9 protein-coding genes are annotated in these 19,896 nt (G+C 43.5%); 8 read left to right on the top strand and 1 reads right to left on the bottom strand.

The window, feature by feature from the left end; all coding sequences use genetic code 11:
- Window positions 1-92 precede the first annotated feature (92 nt).
- Both aroA and DP114_RS29005 read left to right on the top strand, forming a co-directional pair.
- The gene (gene aroA, locus DP114_RS29000; protein WP_169265652.1) at window positions 93-1,445 is read left to right on the top strand and encodes a 3-phosphoshikimate 1-carboxyvinyltransferase; all 1,353 of its coding nucleotides are present in this window, start codon (window positions 93-95) and stop codon (window positions 1,443-1,445) included.
- A gap of 169 nt (window positions 1,446-1,614) precedes the next feature.
- Window positions 1,615-3,408 carry an ABC transporter substrate-binding protein gene (locus tag DP114_RS29005; RefSeq protein WP_169265651.1) on the top strand — a complete coding sequence of 598 codons (1,794 nt, stop codon included), beginning with the start codon at window positions 1,615-1,617 and terminating at the stop codon, window positions 3,406-3,408.
- A gap of 71 nt (window positions 3,409-3,479) precedes the next feature.
- Here DP114_RS29005 and DP114_RS29010 read toward each other — a convergent pair whose 3' ends face one another.
- Complete coding sequence (locus DP114_RS29010) at window positions 3,480-3,812, bottom strand: helix-turn-helix domain-containing protein (protein WP_169265650.1); 333 nt, start codon at window positions 3,810-3,812, stop codon at window positions 3,480-3,482.
- 1,401 nt (window positions 3,813-5,213) lie between these two features.
- On the opposite strand from DP114_RS29010, the gene DP114_RS29015 reads away from it, so the two are divergent.
- From DP114_RS29015 to DP114_RS29040, 6 genes are all read left to right on the top strand, one after another.
- On the top strand, window positions 5,214-10,631 hold the full coding sequence (locus DP114_RS29015) for a non-ribosomal peptide synthetase (RefSeq protein WP_169265649.1): 5,418 nt from the start codon (window positions 5,214-5,216) through the stop codon (window positions 10,629-10,631).
- 11 nt (window positions 10,632-10,642) lie between these two features.
- A complete protein-coding gene (locus tag DP114_RS29020) occupies window positions 10,643-14,863 on the top strand; it encodes a condensation domain-containing protein (RefSeq protein ID WP_169265648.1) in 4,221 nt (1,406 codons plus the stop codon).
- Window positions 14,864-15,107: 244 nt separating this feature from the next.
- Window positions 15,108-16,979 carry an amino acid adenylation domain-containing protein gene (locus tag DP114_RS29025; RefSeq protein WP_169265647.1) on the top strand — a complete coding sequence of 624 codons (1,872 nt, stop codon included), beginning with the start codon at window positions 15,108-15,110 and terminating at the stop codon, window positions 16,977-16,979.
- Between the two features lie 63 nt (window positions 16,980-17,042).
- Window positions 17,043-18,011 carry a chlorinating enzyme gene (locus DP114_RS29030; protein WP_169265646.1) on the top strand — a complete coding sequence of 323 codons (969 nt, stop codon included), beginning with the start codon at window positions 17,043-17,045 and terminating at the stop codon, window positions 18,009-18,011.
- Window positions 18,012-18,235: 224 nt separating this feature from the next.
- A complete protein-coding gene (locus DP114_RS29035; RefSeq protein WP_169265645.1) occupies window positions 18,236-18,607 on the top strand; it encodes a cupin domain-containing protein in 372 nt (123 codons plus the stop codon).
- Window positions 18,576-19,865, top strand: a complete 1,290-nt coding sequence (locus DP114_RS29040; protein WP_169265644.1) for an alpha/beta fold hydrolase — start codon at window positions 18,576-18,578, stop codon at window positions 19,863-19,865. The genes DP114_RS29035 and DP114_RS29040 overlap by 32 nt, the downstream gene beginning before the upstream one ends.
- Window positions 19,866-19,896: the final 31 nt, after the last annotated feature.

The following is a 19,896-nucleotide window of genomic DNA, read 5'->3' on the forward strand; positions in this document are numbered from 1 at the left end:
TGAGTTACAAGAAGAAATTGATAAAGATTAGTAGAGCTGGGGGAGCAAGGAAAGCGATACGATACTAGCGCAGTCAACGCCAGTTTATCTTAATGTCAGCTTCTGTTATAACCGTAGAAAAGAGGGAGAGCGCTTCTCAAAACTTAATCATTGAGCCTGCTGCTTCTCTATCTCTACAAGGTCGCATCCGTGTTCCAGGTGATAAATCTATCTCCCATAGAGCTTTGATGCTGGGCGCAATAGCCGAAGGCGAAACCCAGATTTCCGGTCTACTTTTGGGAGAAGATCCCCGTAGCACAGCAAGCTGTTTCCAAGCGATGGGGGCAGAAATTTCCGAGTTGAATACGGAATTGGTGCGGGTTAAAGGCATCGGTTTAGGAAACTTACAAGAACCAGTTGATGTCTTAGATGCTGGTAACTCTGGAACAACGATACGCCTGATGCTGGGACTTTTGGCATCTCATGCTGGGCGCTTTTTTACCGTGACAGGTGATAGTTCCTTGCGATCGCGTCCCATGTCCCGTGTTATCAAACCATTACAAGAAATGGGATCGCAAATTTGGGGACGAAAAGGTAATACACTTGCACCACTTGCAGTTCAAGGAAAGTCCCTCAAACCTATTCACTACAATTCCCCCATCGCCTCTGCCCAAGTGAAATCTTGCATTCTCCTTGCAGGTTTGACGACAGAGGGAAAAACGATTGTGACAGAACCATCACTTTCACGCGATCACAGCGAACGCATGCTACGGGCATTTGGGGCAAATTTAGTTACAGACCACCAAACCAACAGTGTCACAATCACTGGGCCTACTCAACTTTACGGGCAAACAGTGATTGTTCCAGGCGATATAAGTTCCGCAGCTTTTTGGTTAGTCGCTGGGGCAATTGTACCAGATTCTGAACTGGTTATTGAAAATGTTGGAGTAAATCCCACCCGCACAGGCATTTTAGAAGCCTTGGCGATGATGGGAGCAGATATCCAACAGGAAAATCAGCGGGAGGTGGCTGGGGAACCAGTCGCTGATTTACGAGTGCGTTCCAGTCGTTTGAAAAGTTGCACTATCTCTGGTGATATTATCCCTAGGTTGATTGATGAAATCCCAATTTTGGCAGTGGCAGCGGTTTTCGCGCAAGGAACGACGATCATTCGGGACGCTGCTGAGTTAAGAGTCAAAGAAAGCGATCGCATTGCTGTCACAGCACAGCAACTCAACAAAATGGGGGCACAGGTGACAGAATTACCTGATGGTATGGAAATCACTGGCGGAACCTCCCTATCGGGTGCTGAGGTTGATAGTCATACTGATCACCGGATTGCGATGAGTTTGGCGATCGCATCTCTCAAAGCTTCTGGTCAAACGATTATCCAGCGTGCAGAAGCAGCAGCGGTATCCTACCCAGAATTTTTTACCACACTGCAACAAGTTTGTGGCGATGGCTAAATAAAGTCTGTTGTGGCTTAGATTTCTATGCAAAAGCCTGCATAAGCAGGCTTTATTGGCGTAAATAACTGCAACAGCAGCATTAAAATATTGCTCAATTTAGATACAATATCAGTTTTCGGACTCAAATGAAATACAACTCATTAAGTAACAAAACCCATTAAGATTTATGAAGTCTAGTATTTTTAAACAACTTTTCCAACGTAGTTGGATTTTCACTTTACTGAGTCTATTGGTAGTAGTAGCCCTCAATGGTTGTAATCCCAGTCAGTTTAAAAGCCAAGCGGCTCAAGTTCCGCGAATGATCACTGCTACTCTGGGTGCACCTTCAACTTTTAACTCAGCATTGAATGAGACGGCATATGGCGTTTTTGGCTTTATCTACGACTCATTGATAAATGAAAATCCTCTTACCAACAAGCAAGAGCCTGCTTTAGCCGAGTCCTGGGAAGTTTTTGACAATGGTAAGCGGATTATTATTACCCTCAGAGAAGGACTAAAGTGGTCAGATGGTCAGCCAATGACTGCTGATGATGTTGTGTTTTCTTACAACGAAATTTACTTAAATCCAAAAATTCCCACTCCTGTTAAGGACTCTCTGAAAATTGGTGAAAGTGGGGCAACACCAAATGTAAAAAAACTTGATGAACGACGCGTGGAATTCACGATACCCGAACCTTTTGCTCCTTTTTTAAGATGGGTAGGCGGTATCACAATTCTGCCTGCTCATGTTCTACAGGAGTCTGTTCGCACAACTGGTTCTGATGGGAATCCCAAGTTTTTTTCAATGTGGGGAACAGACACTGATCCAAAAAAAATTGTGGGGAACGGTCCTTATGTGATGGAAAGTTACATTCCAAGTCAGCGAGTGATATTCAAGCGTAACCCATACTACTGGCGCAAAGATACTCAAGGCAAACCTCAACCTTACATTGAGCGCATTGTTTACCAAATTATTGAATCTACTGACAATCAGTTAATCAGTTTTCGCTCTGGGCAGCTAGATGATTTGGAAGTGACCCCGGAAGGGTTTAGTTTGCTTAAACGAGAGGAAAAGCGAGTAGGTTTCAACATTTATAACGGAGGACCTGATACAGGCACAAGTTTTATTGCTTTTAATCTCACTAAAGGCAAAAATCCTAAAGGACAACCTTTTGTAGATCCAATCAAGTCTCGTTGGTTTAATAAAAAGGAATTCAGACAAGCTATAGCCTATGCAATTAACCGTGAAGCGATGAAAATAAATGTTTTTCGCGGACTAGGAGAACCGCAAAATTCCTTTGTTTATGTCAAAAGTCCCTTCTACCTTCCACCAGAAAAAGGGTTAAAAGTTTACAATTACGATCCAGAGAAAGCAAAGAAATTACTATTACAAGCCGGTTTCAAATATAATTCTCAGAATCAACTGTTGGATGCTGATGGCAACCGAGTCAGATTTACGCTGTTAACCAATGTAGAAAGGAAAACTAGGGCAGATATGGCAGCGCAAATCAGACAGGATTTGGCTAACATTGGAATTCATCTTGATTTGCAAGTCCTTACTTTTAACGCCTATATAGATAAACTTAAAGTGTCCCAGAACTGGGATTGTTACCTTGGTGGGTTTCTTGGCGGCGGCGTTGAACCTCACGGTGCTAGCAATATCTGGAGAATTAAAGGAGCATCCCACGCATTTAATCAAGGTTCACAACCCGGTAAACCTCCAATCATTGGCTGGGAACCTTCCGATTGGGAAAAGGAAATTGACCGACTTTATGTTAAGGGTGCACAAGAATTGGATGAGAACAAGCGCAAAGAAATTTATTACGAATATCAGCGAATTGCCTCGGAACAGTTACCGTTTATTCACTTGGTAGAACGGTTAAATTTGCAGGCAGTGCGCGATCGCTTCCAAGGTATCAAATACACAGCCCTAGGTGGCCCATTCTGGAACTTGTATGAAATCAAAGTTACAGAAAACTAGTTGTGTATAGGTTGGGCTAAATTCAGGCTGCAAAATATCAAAGCAACCAATTTTTGTTTACCGCTAAAGGACTAACAACCCGAAAGCGGTACCACAGTTTCAGCAGCTTGTTTTCTCCCATGACGGGGGTGAAGATGCAAGGTGATTTCCGTATCGAGTCGCTTGAGGAAAATGAGTAGTTTGCCCTCACTGAATCGTTGAAACTCTCCTTTCATCAGATGAGATACTTCTGGCTGTAGAATGCCGAGAAAGTCACTGATTTCGCGCTGTTTCAAGTTACGTTCTTTCAGGAGGTGGAGTACGACAATGCCTATCTTATCACGGGTAAAAAGTTCCTCTGCATCCTCTAAACCGAGGTCAGCGAATACGTTTGGGTTGGGTAAACCCTCAACAAGGATGGACAACCCTTGTATTTTTGCGGCCTCCAGTCAACTAGTTTTGCCCAAATTCGCAGGCTAAGCCGCAAAAACACACCCAGATTTTGGGTTTTACGAGTAGACATTGTGTAGGGTTGTCCATCCAAGGCTCATGGAAAATCAGGACTTACGCAACTGGCACATTTTTATTCAAACTGTCACACGGGGATAATTTGGCTATAACGTTTATAAATCAATGCTTACCAGTATTTACCTCCATTTGAAATATATGTGCCAGTTGACCTTATATTGTGACGCTTGCGTAAGTCCTAAAAATGAAGCGGCTGTTTTCTTCAAAAACAGGTTCTTCTGTCATGGTTGTTGCTCTCTAGCTAGCGCGTCCTTATAGCGTTGTTTAACCAGGTCAATATCAGTCTGTGGAGTTTTTATACCTTTCTAACGTGTATTATTGGGAAAAAATCCTAAAAATCTGTTGTAGCGGCTTCAATGAGAAATTACCCTTAGGGGTACTGACTTTGTCAAAGCATATCTGCCATATTTAGAAATCATTGCTCCCCGCTATATGTAAAAAAATGTAAAAAAATGCAATATCTTTCATAAAACAGGCATCTGAAACCTGATTAATCAATGTACGTGCATTATTTAGAAATCTAGGACTTATGGACTTTACTTTGAGACAGTTACGTGCATCAACGCCACCGCACTCAATCTTCTTGGTTGAACTGAACAGAATACTGGCAAATTTTTCAATTTCTATCCCAAAAGTGCATCAGTGATGGGTGCTTAGATCTATGAACCCAAGTTGCTAGTTATCAAAAAGTGCCCCGACTTAAGTACAAAACTTATTTGTTGTAACTTGAAATATTTAGACATGTTTTTGTATGTTGTGATACTATTTAGGGGACTAACTAGCAACTTGCGTTCTTAAGAATACAGAAAGAAAGCTAAATGAGTACTTAACTTCTGTTCTGCAAATCAAGTCATCCAATACCATGCCATAAAAATTTTGTCAATGCGTAAGCGCGAAAATCATTGCTTGCCGTTATATGTAAACACATGTAACAAAAAGTTGCATTTTGCATGAAACAGGCATGTGAAACAGTATTAATCAATATACGTACCTTTGTAATGCCAAAATGTCCATTTATTTTTTCGGCAATCCGAAATCCATATTCAATCCTTTGTAGAGGAATGTAATTACGACCGAAAAAAGTTTATTTCAACTGAACTTCTCCTTGGCAAATGATCACAAAGCTTACTGCATATGAATTTGTGCGATTTTTGAAATTGGCTGACTAGGTAGATATTAATGGCTGACGCTTACTTTTTAATGAACCACAAGAAACGACTTCACAACTTTAAATAAAACTCTTTTTTTACTAGCCGACGCTTCAGAACTGTTGGACTTTCACATGAGACTCAAGTAAGATGACTGACTATTTAAATGATTTAAAATTTTCCACTTTTATAGACCTGCTGCGCTACAGAGCACTAGACCAGCCAAATAAAGTAGGTTTTACCTTTTTACAGGATGGAGAAACAGAAAGCTCAAGCTTGACTTATCAAGAATTGGATAGACAGGCTCGGGCGATCGCGCAAGAGTTACAGTTATTAGGTGTTGCCAAGGGGGAACGTGCCCTACTTCTATATACGCCTGGTTTGGAATTTATTCCGGCATTTTTTGGCTGTTTGTATGCAGGGGTTGTTGCTGTTCCCGCCTATCCACCCCACTTAAATCGACCTATGCCAAGGTTGCAAGCGATTGTGGTGGATACTCAGGCAACGGTAGTGCTTACTACCGCCCAAATACTATCTAATGGCTCCCGTTTATTCACTCATACTCCAGAGTTGGGGGCTCTACAATGGCTTGCCACTGACAGTCTCACAGGTGGTCTGGAAGACCATTGGCAAAAGACGGAGGTAACTAGCGACACATTAGCTTTTCTGCAATATACTTCGGGTTCTACCTCTACACCAAAAGGTGTGATGGTGAACCACGGAAATCTTTTACACAACCAACAACTGATCAAATCAGGTTTTGGACATACTGAGCAAACTATTGTCGTCGGCTGGTTGCCCCTGTTCCATGACATGGGTTTGATTGGGAATATGCTTCAGCCCCTGTACTTAGGAACTGAGTGTATCCTAATGCCGCCAGTGGCTTTTCTCCAAAATCCTTTCCGTTGGCTCCAAGCCATTTGCCGATACAAAGCGACCACAAGTGGTGGGCCGAATTTTGCTTATGATCTGTGTGTGAGCAAAATTACTCCCGAACAACGGGCGACTCTTGACCTAAGTAGCTGGGAGGTGGCTTTTAACGGAGCCGAACCCGTCCGTGCCGAGACTATTGAGCGGTTTGCTCGAACTTTTGCTGATTCTGGCTTTCGACAAAAAGCTTTTTACCCATGTTATGGCATGGCAGAAACGACGCTCATTGTTTCTGGTGGTACCAAGGAAGCGCCGCCAGTATTCCAAAGCGTCGAGAAAGCGGCGCTAGAACAAAGTCGAGTCATTCCAGCCACTTTAGAGGATGGTGCGACTCAGAAATTAGTGAGTTCGGGTCAACCCTTGCAGGATTTGCGGGTTGTGATTGCCCACCCTGAGACATTAACTCGCTGTGCACCTGGAGAGGTAGGTGAGATTTGGGTTTCAGGTAACAGTGTGACTCAGGGTTACTGGAGGCGAACTGAGGAGACAGAACCCACTTTCCGCGCGTACCTCAAGGACTCTGGAGAAGGTTCATTTTTGCGTACAGGCGACTTAGGATTTTTGTACTCAGGCGAACTCTTTGTTACTGGTCGCCTCAAGGATTTAATTATCATCCGTGGTCGCAACCATTACCCCCAGGACATTGAACTGACATTGGAACAGAGCCATTCGGCACTGCAACCCACCTGTAGTGCGGCATTTGCCATTGATGTCACAGGTGAAGAACGGCTAGCAGTTGTTGTGGAAGTCAAGCGGAGCCACCTCCGGCATTTAAATGTCGAGGAGGTCGTGAAAGCTATTCGTCAAGCAGTTGCAGAACAACACGAGTTGCAAGTTTATGGTGTCTTACTGCTCAAGCCTGGAAGCATTCCCAAAACTTCCAGTGGCAAGATTCAACGTCATGCCTGCCGCGCTGATTATCTTAATGGCAGCCTGGATGTAGTAGGTAGCAGCATTTTGGAAGATACCTATGTCATGGAGAGCAAAGATAAACTGACTCGCGAAGCTCTGCTAGCAATAGAATCAAAACACCAAAAGCCGCTATTGGAGTCTTATCTTCAGGAGTGTGTGGCACGGGTGTTGAAGATAGCCCCGAACCAGTTGGACTTGCAGCAGCCCTTGAGTTCCTTGGGTCTGGACTCCTTGATGGCAACAGAACTGCAGCACAGCATCGAAACCGATCTGGGTGTGGTTCTGCCGATGACGAGTTTCTTAGAAGGCGATAGTATAGTCCAACTTGTTAGCTTGGTGTTAACTCAGTTGGCTGCACCTAACCAACAAACCACTCTTGTCCCAGTTGTGGAAGCTGATGTTGAACAACCTCTGTCTTATGGTCAGCGCTCCCTGTGGTTTTTGTACCAGCTAGCACCCCTAAGCCCAGCTTACAACATTGTCAATGCGGTGCGCATCAAGGGAGATATAGACATTCCTGCATTACAGCGTGCGTTTGAAAAACTGGTAGAACGCCATCCTGCTTTACGGACTACTTTCACTGCTTATTACGGGGAACCCGTTCAACAAGTTCACCAGCAGAGGGTCTTTGACTTCCACAAGCAAGACATTTCCACTTGGAGTGAGGAGTCTGTGAACCAACGTCTGCTGGAAGAGGCGCACCGTCCCTTCAATCTGGAACGAGGTCCCCTGATGCGGGTAAATCTGTTTGCGCGGTCAGCACAAGAGCATATTCTGCAGCTGGGTGTACATCACATCGTGGGTGACTTCTGGTCCCTGGCAGTACTGGTGCAGGAGCTAGGAATACTGTACGAGGCTCAAAAAGATGGTACTTCTGTGTCCCTTGCTCCTTTGCCACTACAGTACACTGACTATTCTCGCGCTACAGCAGAAATGCTAGCAAGTGCAGAAGGAGAGCGGTTTTGGGCATATTGGCAAAAGCAACTGGCGGGTCATTTACCAGTATTAAATTTATCCACCGATCGACCTCGACCACTGATTCAAACCTATCAGGGGGCAACTGTACCGTTCAAGCTGAGTGCAGATCTGACCCAGAGACTTAAGGCGCACAGTCGCACCCAAGGAGCCACCCTCTATATGACGTTACTGGCTGCCTTTAAGGTGCTGCTCCATCGCTATACAGGTCAAGAAGATATTCTAGTAGGCTCGCCCACAGCGGGGCGGAATCGCGCTGATTTTGCGGCGCTGGTAGGCTACTTCGTCAATCCCGTGGTTTTACGGTCGGATATGTCAGGAAACCCAACCTTCCTTGCGTTTCTTGGTCAAGTACAACAGACCGTGATTCATGCCTTTGAACACCAAGACTACTCCTTTGCACTGTTGGTAGAGCGACTGCAACCAGTACGAGATCCAAGCCGTTCGCCCCTGTTCCAAACCATGTTCGTCTTGCAGAAAGCGCATATTCTCAATGAGGAAGGCTTGGCATCGTTTGCTTTAGGCGAGACTGGGGCACGGATGCATCTGGGCAAACTGGAGATGGAGTCCTTGGCACTGGAACAACGGGTGGCGCAGTTCGATTTAACACTGACAATGGCGGAAGTGGACGGAGAACTAGCGGCATCCTTGGAGTACAACACCGACTTGTTTGATGCTGCCACCATCATGCGGATGGCAAGTCATTTTCAAACTTTGCTGGAAAGTATTCTCGCCAATCCACACCATAAACTCTCAGAGTTATCGATATTATCAAAAGCAGAACTGCATCAACTGCTTGTAGAGTTCAACCAGAATCAATCCAAAATCCGCATTCCCAGGCAGGAGCCTGGGAACGAGCCAAAATCCAAAATTGACCAATGCGTCCACGAACTGTTTGCCGCCCAGGTGGAGCGAACCCCCGATGCTGTAGCGGTGGAGTTTGCAAATGAAAAACTGTCCTACCGCGAACTGAACCTGCGTGCCAATCAACTAGCGCATTACCTAAAGTTTTTGGGTGTGGGATCGGACGTGCTGGTTAGTATCTGCCTAGAGCGATCGCCACAGATGTTGGTAGGAATTTTAGCCATCCTTAAGGCAGGTGGGGCGTATGTGCCCCTAGACCCGGCATATCCACCCCAAAGGTTGGCTTTGATGCTGGAAGATTCTCAATCGTCGGTGTTAATTACCCAACAGAAAATCACACAATGGCTACCCAAACACAAAGCTAAGGTCGTGTCGATAGACACAGACTGGGAAGTTATTGCCTGCGAAAGTCAGGAAAACCCTGTTAATAATGATGTCACTGCTGAAAATCTAGCTTATGTCATCTACACCTCTGGGTCCACTGGTGTTCCCAAGGGTGTGATGATTCCACACGGTGCTTTGACGAACTACACCCAGGCGGCGGCGGATGAATATGAGTTGGACATAGGCGATCGCGTATTGCAGTTTGCCTCTATTAGTTTCGATGCGGCGGCGGAAGAGATATTTCCCTGTCTGATACGGGGTGGAACCTTGGTGCTGCGTACTGATGCCATGTTAAGTTCAGTACGCGTGTTCTTACAAAAATGTTGTGAACTTGAGCTAACGGTGTTAGATCTGCCTACAGCATTCTGGCATCAAGTGGCTTCTGGCTTAGCTACCGAAGGTTGTATCTTACCTAAGCAACTGCGTTTGGTATTGATTGGCGGAGAAAAAGCGCTGAAGACCCAGTTGACAATTTGGCAAAAATATGCTACCAATAGCGTGCGGCTAGTAAATACTTACGGTCCTACGGAAACCACAATAGTTGCCACCAAGTGCGACTTATCGGAGTTAGCCTCAGCAGAGGTGCCCATTGGTTCTGCAATTCCTAACGTTCAAACTTACGTCCTGGATAACCATCTCCAACCAGTTCCTATTGGCGTAGTGGGCGAACTATACATTGGCGGGGTCGGTGTGGCAAGGGGCTATCTCAACCGTCCCGATCTGACAGCCGATAAATTTATTTCCAATCCCTATAGCCAAGAACCGATAGCACGGCTATACAAGACTGGGGACTTGGTTCGCTACTTGAGCAATGGAAACCTTGAGTTCATCGGGCGGATTGACCACCAAGTCAAGATTCGGGGCTTCCGGATCGAGCTAGGGGAGATTGAGGCGGTGCTGAACCAATATCCAGGGGTGCGGGAGGTTGTCGTCTTGGATAGAGAAGATATCCCTGGTGAAAAGCGCTTAGTAGCTTATGTAGTCCCTGACCAAGAGCAACCAATTACAACCAGTGAACTGCGTCGGTTCTTGAAAGAGAAACTGCCAGAGTATATGGTGCCTTCCGCCTTCATACTGCTGGATAAACTGCCACTGACACCCAACGGTAAGGTAGACCGCCTCGCGTTGCCTGCCCCTGACGGCATCAGACCCGAACTAGAAGAAACTTTTGTAGCACCTCGCAACCCTGTAGAGGAAGTGTTAGCTCTAATCTGGAGCGAAGTACTCAGAGTGGAGCAAGTGGGAATCTACGACAACTTTTTTGAATTGGGAGGTCACTCACTACTAGCAACTCAGGTTCTCTCCCGACTGCGGGACATTTTCCAGGTGGAACTACCCCTGCACGTTCTGTTTGAGGCAACGACCGTAGCGAAACTGTCCCAACATCTAATTGCTCTAGAAAGAAAGCCAGGTCAAACTGAAAAGATTGCTCAGATTATCCAAAACATTGAGGCGATGTCCGGCGAAGACATCAACAAGACGCTTCAGCAGAAGAAAAGGTAAAAAGGTGAAGCATGAAAGACATCAAAGACTTTTCAGACAAAACTCGACTTTCTCCAGAACAGCGTGAACTTCTCGCCTACCTGCTGCAAGAGGAGGGCATTGAACTTGAGGGGACGCCAACGATTTCTAAAAGAGAAAACCCTGAGGAACTACCTCTCTCCTTTGCCCAGCAACAACTATGGTTTCTCGACCAACTGGTGCCTGGAACCCCTACCTACAACATCCCCGCAGCTATACGCATTCAGGGTAAACTCAACGTGGCGGTGCTGGAGGAGAGCTTAAACGAAATTGTGCAGCGCCATGAAGTCTTACGAACCAAATTTTTCTGTGTTGATGACCAACCAGTCCAAGTTATCGTCCCAGATATGACTTTAACGCTGGCTAAGATCAACCTTCAAAAATTCCCTGATACTGAGCGGGAAGGCGAGGTGATGGAAATAGCTGTAGAGGAAGCCCAACAGCCTTTCGATTTGACAAAGGATTCTCTTGTGCGTGCCAAACTCCTGTGCTTATCTACAGAAGAACATGTGCTATTGCTGACTATGCATCATGCGGTTTCCGATGGATGGTCCCTTGGCCTGCTCGTGCGAGAGCTAGCGGCACTCTATGAGGCATTCTCTACAGGTAAACCTTCACCGCTTCCTGCTCTTCCAATTCAATATGGAGATTTTGCGGTTTGGCAACGACATCATTTGCAGGGGGAGGTGTTAAAGACTCAATTAGACTACTGGAAGCAAAAGCTAAGCAATAACTTATCTGTCTTGGATTTACCGACAGATAGACCTCGACCGACAAAACAGACTTTCCGGGGGACAAAGCAATCATTCTTTATAGGTAAACCCCTAGTTGAAGAACTTAAAATACTAAGTCAGCAGCAAGAAGCGACGCTTTTTATCACTCTACTAACTGCCTTTAAAACCCTACTTTACCGCTATTTGGAGCAAGACAAAATTTTGGTAGGGTCACCTGTAGCCAATCGCAACCAGATTGAAATTGAAAATTTGATTGGTTGCTTTGTGAATACTGTAGTTTTTCTGTCTTATTTTGAAAATCATTTTACCTTTACCGAAGTATTATGGCAGGTTCGAGATGTTGTTTTAAACACCTTCAAAAACCAAAATATACCATTTGAGAAATTGGTAGAATCCCTAAGTCCTGAGCGACATTTAAGTCATGCTCCTTTATTTCAGACAATGTTTGCTTTCCAAAATACACCAATGCCATCTTTGGAATTTTCTGGTCTGAAGTTAAGTCCTATTGAAATTGACAATAAAACGGCGAAGTTTGATTTAACGCTGAATTTGGAAGAGACTCCACAAGGACTTAAAGGTTGGTTTGAGTACAGTACAGACCTTTTTGACCAGTCCACGATTGTCCAGATGATAGAAAATTTTCAAATTATCTTAGAAACAGTTGTAATTAACCCTCAGCAGCAAATAGATCAAATACCCTTACAGAGGCTTCCCGAGCGTAAGCAAGAGTGTGAGGAGCTAACAATTATTGAGTCATCCACTGAGTGTATTTCAGAAAAAACCTACATTGAGCCTCACACACAGACACAAAAAGAACTCGCAGAGATTTGGCGTCAAGTTTTAGAAGTTGAAAGTATAAGTATTAACGATAACTTTTTTAAGTTGGGTGGGTATTCCTTGCGAGCAACTCAAGTGGTGTATCGTATTTGTAAAACTTTTGAAATAGATATGCCCTTGACGAGTCTTTTTGAAGAGCCAACCATTTTAGGGTTGGCAAGTAACATTGAAAAGCTACGTCAATCAAAACAAGGCGGTCAAAATTCCCATAAAGTAGAAACAGTTTCCAGAGATCAACCTCTTTCGCTATCTTTCTCTCAAGCAAGTCTATGGTTTTTAGCTCAGTTACAGCCTGATAGCTCTGCTTATAACATCTCTGCTGCTGTTCACATTCAAGGATCACTTGATATAGCGACGTTAGAAAAAAGTTTTCATGAAATTGTGCGTAGGCACGAAGTATTAAGAACTAGCTTTAGAATTATCAACGGGCAACCAGTACAGGTAATTTCTCCCAACTTAATCCTGCCTATATCAGTGGTTGAGTTGCAACATCTTCCAAATCAACATCTATCTGCTGAGGTGCAACGTTTAGCAAACCAAGAAGCTCAGCAGCCTTTTGACCTCTGCAATGCTCCCTTACTACGCACCACCTTAGTGTCCTTAGGAACACAAGAGTACGTGCTGTTGGTGACAATGCACCACATTATTTCTGATGGCTGGTCGATGGCGATTCTGATCCAAGAATTGTCCGAGCTTTATCGAACCTTTGCTATGGGCTTACCTTCTTCGCTGCCGACACTACCTATCCAGTATGCCGATTTTGCTAACTGGCAGCAACAATGGCTGCAGGGCGAAGTTCTCGAAACTCACATGTCGTATTGGAAGCAGCAACTTGCTGGTATTCCTAAATTACTGGACATCCCCACTGACTATCCACGACCAGACGTGCAGAGCTTTCGAGGAGCAAAACAAAGGTTAGCACTGTCTGTACCTCTGAGTGATGCGCTCAAAAACTTGAGCCAGCAGGAAGGAGTCACTTTATTTATGACTTTATTAGCTGCTGTTGAGACATTGTTTTACCGTTATAGCTCTCAGGAGGATATTGTTGTTGGTTCTCCCGTTGCTAATCGCAATCAAGTTGAAATTGAGCAACTGATTGGCTTTTTTGTCAACACCCTAGTATTACGTACTAACATGTCTGGCAACCCCAGTTTTCGGGAGTTATTAGCCAGAGTTCGTCAGATGAGTTTGAGTGCTTATGAGCATCAGGACTTGCCCTTTGAAAAGCTAGTTGAGGAACTTCAACCGGAGCGGAATTTAAGCTATAATCCTCTGTTCCAAGCCATGTTTTCCCTCAATGTCCCTACACCAACTTTTGATCTACCCGCTTTAACTGTAAGTTCCTTAGAGATTGAAGATAAAACAGCAAAGTTTGATTTGACGCTGAATTTGGAAGATACTGCACAAGGACTTAAAGGTTGGTTTGAGTACAGTACAGACCTTTTTGACCAGTCCACGATTGTCCAGATGATAGAAAATTTTCAGACAATATTGGAAACAGTTGTAATTAACCCCCAGCAGCAAATAGATCAAATACCCTTACAGAATCTTCCTGAGCGTAAAGTTGATAATAGAACTTTGGCAACAACAAAAATAACTGCCGATGATGTTCCTTATGTACCACCCCGAGATACTATCGAACTCTTACTAGCTCAAATCTGGTCAGAGCTTTTGAATAAAAACCCAGTTGGAGTGCGAGATAACTTTTTTGAACTCGGTGGCTATTCACTGCTCACTGTGCTATTAATATCTCAGATTCAACAGAAATTTAATACACTTTTACCCCTTGAGACGCTATTCCAAGCTCCCACCATTGAACACTTGGCAAAGCTTATACGTGCCGCATCACAGACTCTCCCGTTCTCTGCACTTGTTCCTATACAACCTCAAGGATCTCGACCTCCGTTATTCTGTATCCATCCAGGTGGAGGTAACATTCTTTGTTACCGTGAGTTAGCAAGTTGTTTAGGTATTAACCAACCTCTATACGGACTTCAGTCAATTGCCTTAAATCCTGAATGCCAGCCACATACTCAAATTGAACAAATGGCTGCTCACTATCTTGAACAGATACAAACAATCCAACCAAAAGGACCTTACTTACTTTGTGGCTGGTCTCTTGGGGGTGTAATAGCTTTTGAGATGGCTAAACAATGCTACTCTCAAAAACAATCAATAGGGTTGTTAGTTGTTATTGATGCTTATCCTCCTCATACTATTACCCACGAACCAATAGACGATGCTTCTATATTAGTAGAGCATTTTGCAGATAATCTACCTTTGTCAATAGAAGATTTGCGACGAATGGAACTTGATGAGCAATTAATTTTTGTAACGCAACAAGCTAGACAACAAAATTTGGTCTCCTTGGATTTTGATGTAAATATTGCACAACATTTATTAAATGTTTACAAGCTAAATGACGAGGCGATGAAAGCTTACGTTCCACAATATTATCCAGGTTCAATGGTTCTGATTCGAGCGAGGGAAAGCAACCCTAGTTTAGCTTCTGAGTGGGATGCTCTTGTTGAAAGAGTTGAGCATTATGAAATATCTGCTAACCATCAAAATATACTTAACCTAGATAATGCAAAAGTTGTAGCAGAAAAACTTTCTGCCTTATTACAATCAATGGTTAACTAACTGTAAATCAATTCAGTTTCGCTGATGGTAATTTATTCTGGAATGAGAATACAAGGAGATGTAGTTGAGGTCTGTAGACAAGATAGAAACCATCTCAGACGTGACTCTAAGTCTAGGAGATAAGGAGGGTTTATGAAAACCTAACTTTTAAAGTTTAGCTTTGGAGAGGTTTTTATAAACGGTGCAGAAGAAGAACCGTTACTTTTAATTCAGATGGAGGAAACTTAAAGTGGAAAAAATCAAAATGTCTAAAACAATGTCTGAATCAGCTGTGTTTTCAAATAAATGCTTGCATGAAATTTTTGAAGCAAGAGCACGTCAAGCACCTAATAAAATTGCTGTTTCCTATAAAGATGAGCAAATTTCTTATGAGGAATTGAATTGTCGTGCCAATCAACTCGCTCACCAATTACAATCTTTAGGGGTTGGTGCCGATGTACTAGTTGGTTTATGCACTGACCGAAGCATAGAAATGATCGTGGGAATACTTGCTATCCTAAAAGCTGGCGGAGCATATGTTCCTATAGACCCTAATTACCCAAGCAATCGTATTCGCTTATTACTTGAAGATAGTGCTGTTGCAGTGGTAGTGAGTGTATCGAGTGTAGCAGGATGTTTAGAAGGCTTCAATGTAAAAGTTGTTTGTATTGACGAAAATCTATCCTCACTTAACAATCAGCCTGTAACTTCTGGGCAGGTTATTAGTAATGATAGGAGTCTCGCTTATGTGATCTATACATCTGGGTCAACTGGAATTCCCAAAGGTGTGTTGATTGAGCATCGCAACGCTGTTCGCTTATTTGAACAAACTCATCAATGGTTTAACTTTGATGACAAAGATGTCTGGACAATGTTTCATTCGGTAGCATTTGATTTCTCAGTATGGGAGATCTGGGGCGCTTTACTCTACGGAGGACACCTAGTTATCGTTCCCTTTGAGGTTACTCGTTCGCCGAAACAATTCCATAATTTGTTGACACATAAGGGGATAACGGTTCTGAATCAAACACCCTCTGCATTTCGTCAATTGGTGGCAACTGATATTGCTAGTGAGGAATCCACTGATTTCGCTCTACGGCTCGTGATTTTTGGTGGAGAAGCTCTTGAACTGAAGCTATTAGATCCCTGGATAGCTCGCTATGGTGATCAACGTCCTCAATTAGTAAATATGTACGGAATCACCGAAACTACAGTTCACGTAACTTACAGGAGGATTACAAAACAGGATTTAGCAAGCTCCGATCTCAGCCCGATTGGTACTCCAATTCCTGATTTGCAAATTCATTTGTTAGATTCATCAGGTCAGCCAGTACCGGATGGAACCCCAGGAGATATTTATATCGCAGGTCCAGGTCTTGCCCGTGGATATCATAATAGACCTGAGCTTACTGCCGAGCGTTTTTTGCAAAACCATTCCTTTAGTACAGAGGGAGCTAGATTGTACTATTCCGGCGATCGCGCTGTTCGTATGGATAATGGCGAACTCATTTATCTTGGTCGAGCCGATGAACAAATCAAGGTACGCGGATTTCGGATAGAACCCAGGGAAATTGAGATGTGCCTGAGAAGCCATCCTCAGGTTACCTCTTGTGTTGTGATACCACATGATTATGGTGATGGTGATGTCCGTCTAATAGCTTATATAGTGCCAACTCCTAATTTGAGTATGACTATAGAGACGACTGAAGAACTTCGCAGTAATTTGGCTCAATACGCAGGAGTAGAATTGCCTATCCACATGAGACCCTCAGCTTACTCTATCCTGAGAGAACTTCCAATCACTGCACATGGCAAAGTTGACCGACGTGCCCTACCTATTCCATGTGTAGATAAGTCTATTTCTAGCACGGAATTAAATGCTTCCAAGACTTCTACTGAGCAAGTGGTGACCGAAATTTGGGAAGACCTCCTTGAAATTAATTGCACAAGTACAAATGATGACTTTTTTGATCTCGGTGGAACCTCCTTAGCTCTAATACGCCTTTTTGGGAGAATAAATGAACACTTTGGAATATCTCTGGATCTAAGTTCAATGGTTGAAGGAGCCACAATTTCCCATTTAGCTAGATGTGTTGATGCTGAATTACGTAATCAACAGCTTGTCAAAGTAAGTTGACGCAAAACGATCCATCTCCCTGTCCCTAAGAATTAAACTTTTACCCTAATTGGAAACAAGATAATGCAGAACATTCACACCAAACTTCAAAAATTTTCTCTTACTCAAGAAGAGCTAATAAAGTTTCATGAGCAAGGGTATATAGGTCCGTTTACTTTATACGAACCCGAAGAGATGAAAGCATTGTGGCAGAAAGAACGCCGTATTATGCTTGATCGGAGCAAAGCTGTCTATAAGGACGACAAAGCAGTTTCAGGAGTAACTAATATTTCAAACTATGATCGCCATCTCGATGTTTCTTTTTTGGCAGATCATGTCTGTCGTCCAGAAATCGTTGATAGAGTCAGCAGTATCCTAGGTCCTAATGTTCTATGCTGGCGATCTGAGTTTTTCCCTAAGTATCCCGGTGACGAGGGCACAGCTTGGCATCAGGCAGACACTTTTGCTAATGCTTCCGGTTCACCTCAAATTGTATGGCCAGAAGCTGAGGACTTTGGCGGCACAATAACTGTGTGGTCAGCTTTTACGGAAGCCACTATAGATAACGGCTGCCTTCAGTTCATCCCTGCCACTCATCGGACGATGTACTATGACGAAACTAAACGAATGCACTATGATCCAGAGCAGATCAACAACATAAATGAAAACCAGGAGATTAAACGCGGCTTCTTTGGTTATGATTACCGCGAGTTACAAATCGATCCAGACTGGACACCCGACGAATCAAAAAGCGTGTCAATGGTAATGCGCCCTGGACAATTCATTATTTTCTGGTCAACACTGATGCATGCTTCGCATCCTCATAGTGGAAAAACAAAAGATATGCGATTGGGTTATGTTGCTCGCTACGTTCCAACCTCTGTAAGAATTTATCCTGATACTGAAATAGTGACGGAATATGGTGGAAGTATTGATCTGGAGAAATACGGTGCAGTATTAGTTTCAGGTAAGAATGAGTTCACTCACAATCGTATTGCAACCCACACAATGAGAGGCAAACCCTTTAACTGTGGCCTGCATGAAGAAAGATAAGTAGAACAACTAAATTCAACGAAATTATAATCTAGGTTGGGGAGCCAGCCCTGTTCGCGCAGCGTCGCACTTTGTGCCATAGGAGGGTTTCCCTCCCTAGGGGACTGGCGTTTGAGAGACTCTCACCCAACAATGGTATGGTTTCGGTGGGTAACGCTTGCCATGAAACCATACTACAAATAATTAAGTTGCTCTAGTTAATCTTTGTGACTGAGGTGGAATACATGAACCAAATTGCTAGTGAAAAAGTGGAATTAGCAGAAAAGTTTAGCTTGATCGATAAATATTGGTCTCCAAAAATTGTCGGTGAACTAAACGGTCAGTATGTCAAGCTGGCAAAGTTTAAGGGTGAGTTTGTCTGGCATCAACATGATAATGAGGATGAATTATTTCTTGTTGTCAAAGGGGTATTAAAAATTAAGTTGTCAGATCGGGAGCTTACGTTGCGAGAAGGAGATTTTGCTGTCATTCCTAGAGGTGTTCAGCACCTTCCGATTGCTGATGAAGAAGTTCAAGTCCTTATGTTTGAACCAAAATCTACGATCAATACTGGCGAGGTGACGAATGAGCTTACAACTGACTGTGAATGGATCTGATTATCCTGTAGACAAAAAAACTGAATATGTAGACAGGCGGGAAGTTATGAATCAAGAAACCAAACAAGCAGTCGCAGACCTTACAAAGGCTTTACTTTCTGTAAGTACATTAGTAAATGCACTTGAAGACTCTGTGCGTGTTTCAACTGTATTGAACGGAAAGTTTACCTCAGAGTTAGGTGGATTTAGCTGTTCAACTAACAGTTTCGGAATCAAAGACTTGTTAAACAAAATTACTACACGGCTCGATATGCGCCAACTAGAATTTTGTCCCAAGATTTTACATAATATGACTACATTCGAGCATGTGGTTAGCAATCGGTTGGCTCTTACTCCAGACTATTGGTCTAATTTTCAAGCGCCAATGGAGTTACTATCAAATGTGGATGAAATTGTTGATGAAGTTGTCAATCATAGCCTTGAATCCTATTTCAAGCGCTCAGAGGTTATTTCCTTCGATGGTGCTTTGTTGAGAGCATATGCAGGAGGAGTGGCTAATGGAAAAGTGGTTATCATTGTGCCACCCTGTGGCATGCCTGTTGAATTATGTGAGTACTGGGTGCACTATTTGTCACAGGAGCATTATGTGATTACATGGGAAAGCCGTGGTCTATTTGGAAAAACTGAAAATTTCGACGCTCTGGGCTATGATGTTTTTTCTCAAGCAAAAGATTTGTTTGCTGTAATGGATTACTTTGGCATTGATTGCAGTCATGTAATGGGTTTGTGTGGTGGAGCGGCGATCGCACTAACAGCAGCATCATTACAACCAGAGCGAGTATCATCGCTTAGTCTGTGGCATGGTGATTTTGAACTCGGTGATAATTGCCAAAAAACTCGACACCAGAAAGATTTACAAATACTGATGTCTATGGCTGGAAGTAATCGAACTCAGGCTGCATCATTACAGAAATTGTTTGCTCAGCCAGCCATCCTAGAAAATATACCTATGCATTTGGCTCATCTAATACTCTACCCGTATGTAACTGGAGAGCTGTTTTTCCGTTATGGTAAACTGAACGGGAGCATAATGAATGCCGACATAATACCTTTTTTAAATAAGGTATTGCAGCCTACGTTGGTAGTGACAAGCAAAGATGACACTACGGCTCATCCAGAAGGCTCTTTGTTTGTAGCTGACAAGCTCTCAAATGCGACTCTACATATAGAGTTACATGGTGACCACATTTCCTTGTTTAGCGCTGAATCAAATCTTACCAAGCTAGCTACAAAGTTTATTCGTGATGAAGCCTTATAGTAGTTGAGTGGCTGATCAGCAAAAGGATGAA

Origin of the sequence: Brasilonema sennae CENA114 (assembly GCF_006968745.1) — a bacterium.
Classification (GTDB): Bacteria; Cyanobacteriota; Cyanobacteriia; order Cyanobacteriales; family Nostocaceae; genus Brasilonema; species Brasilonema sennae.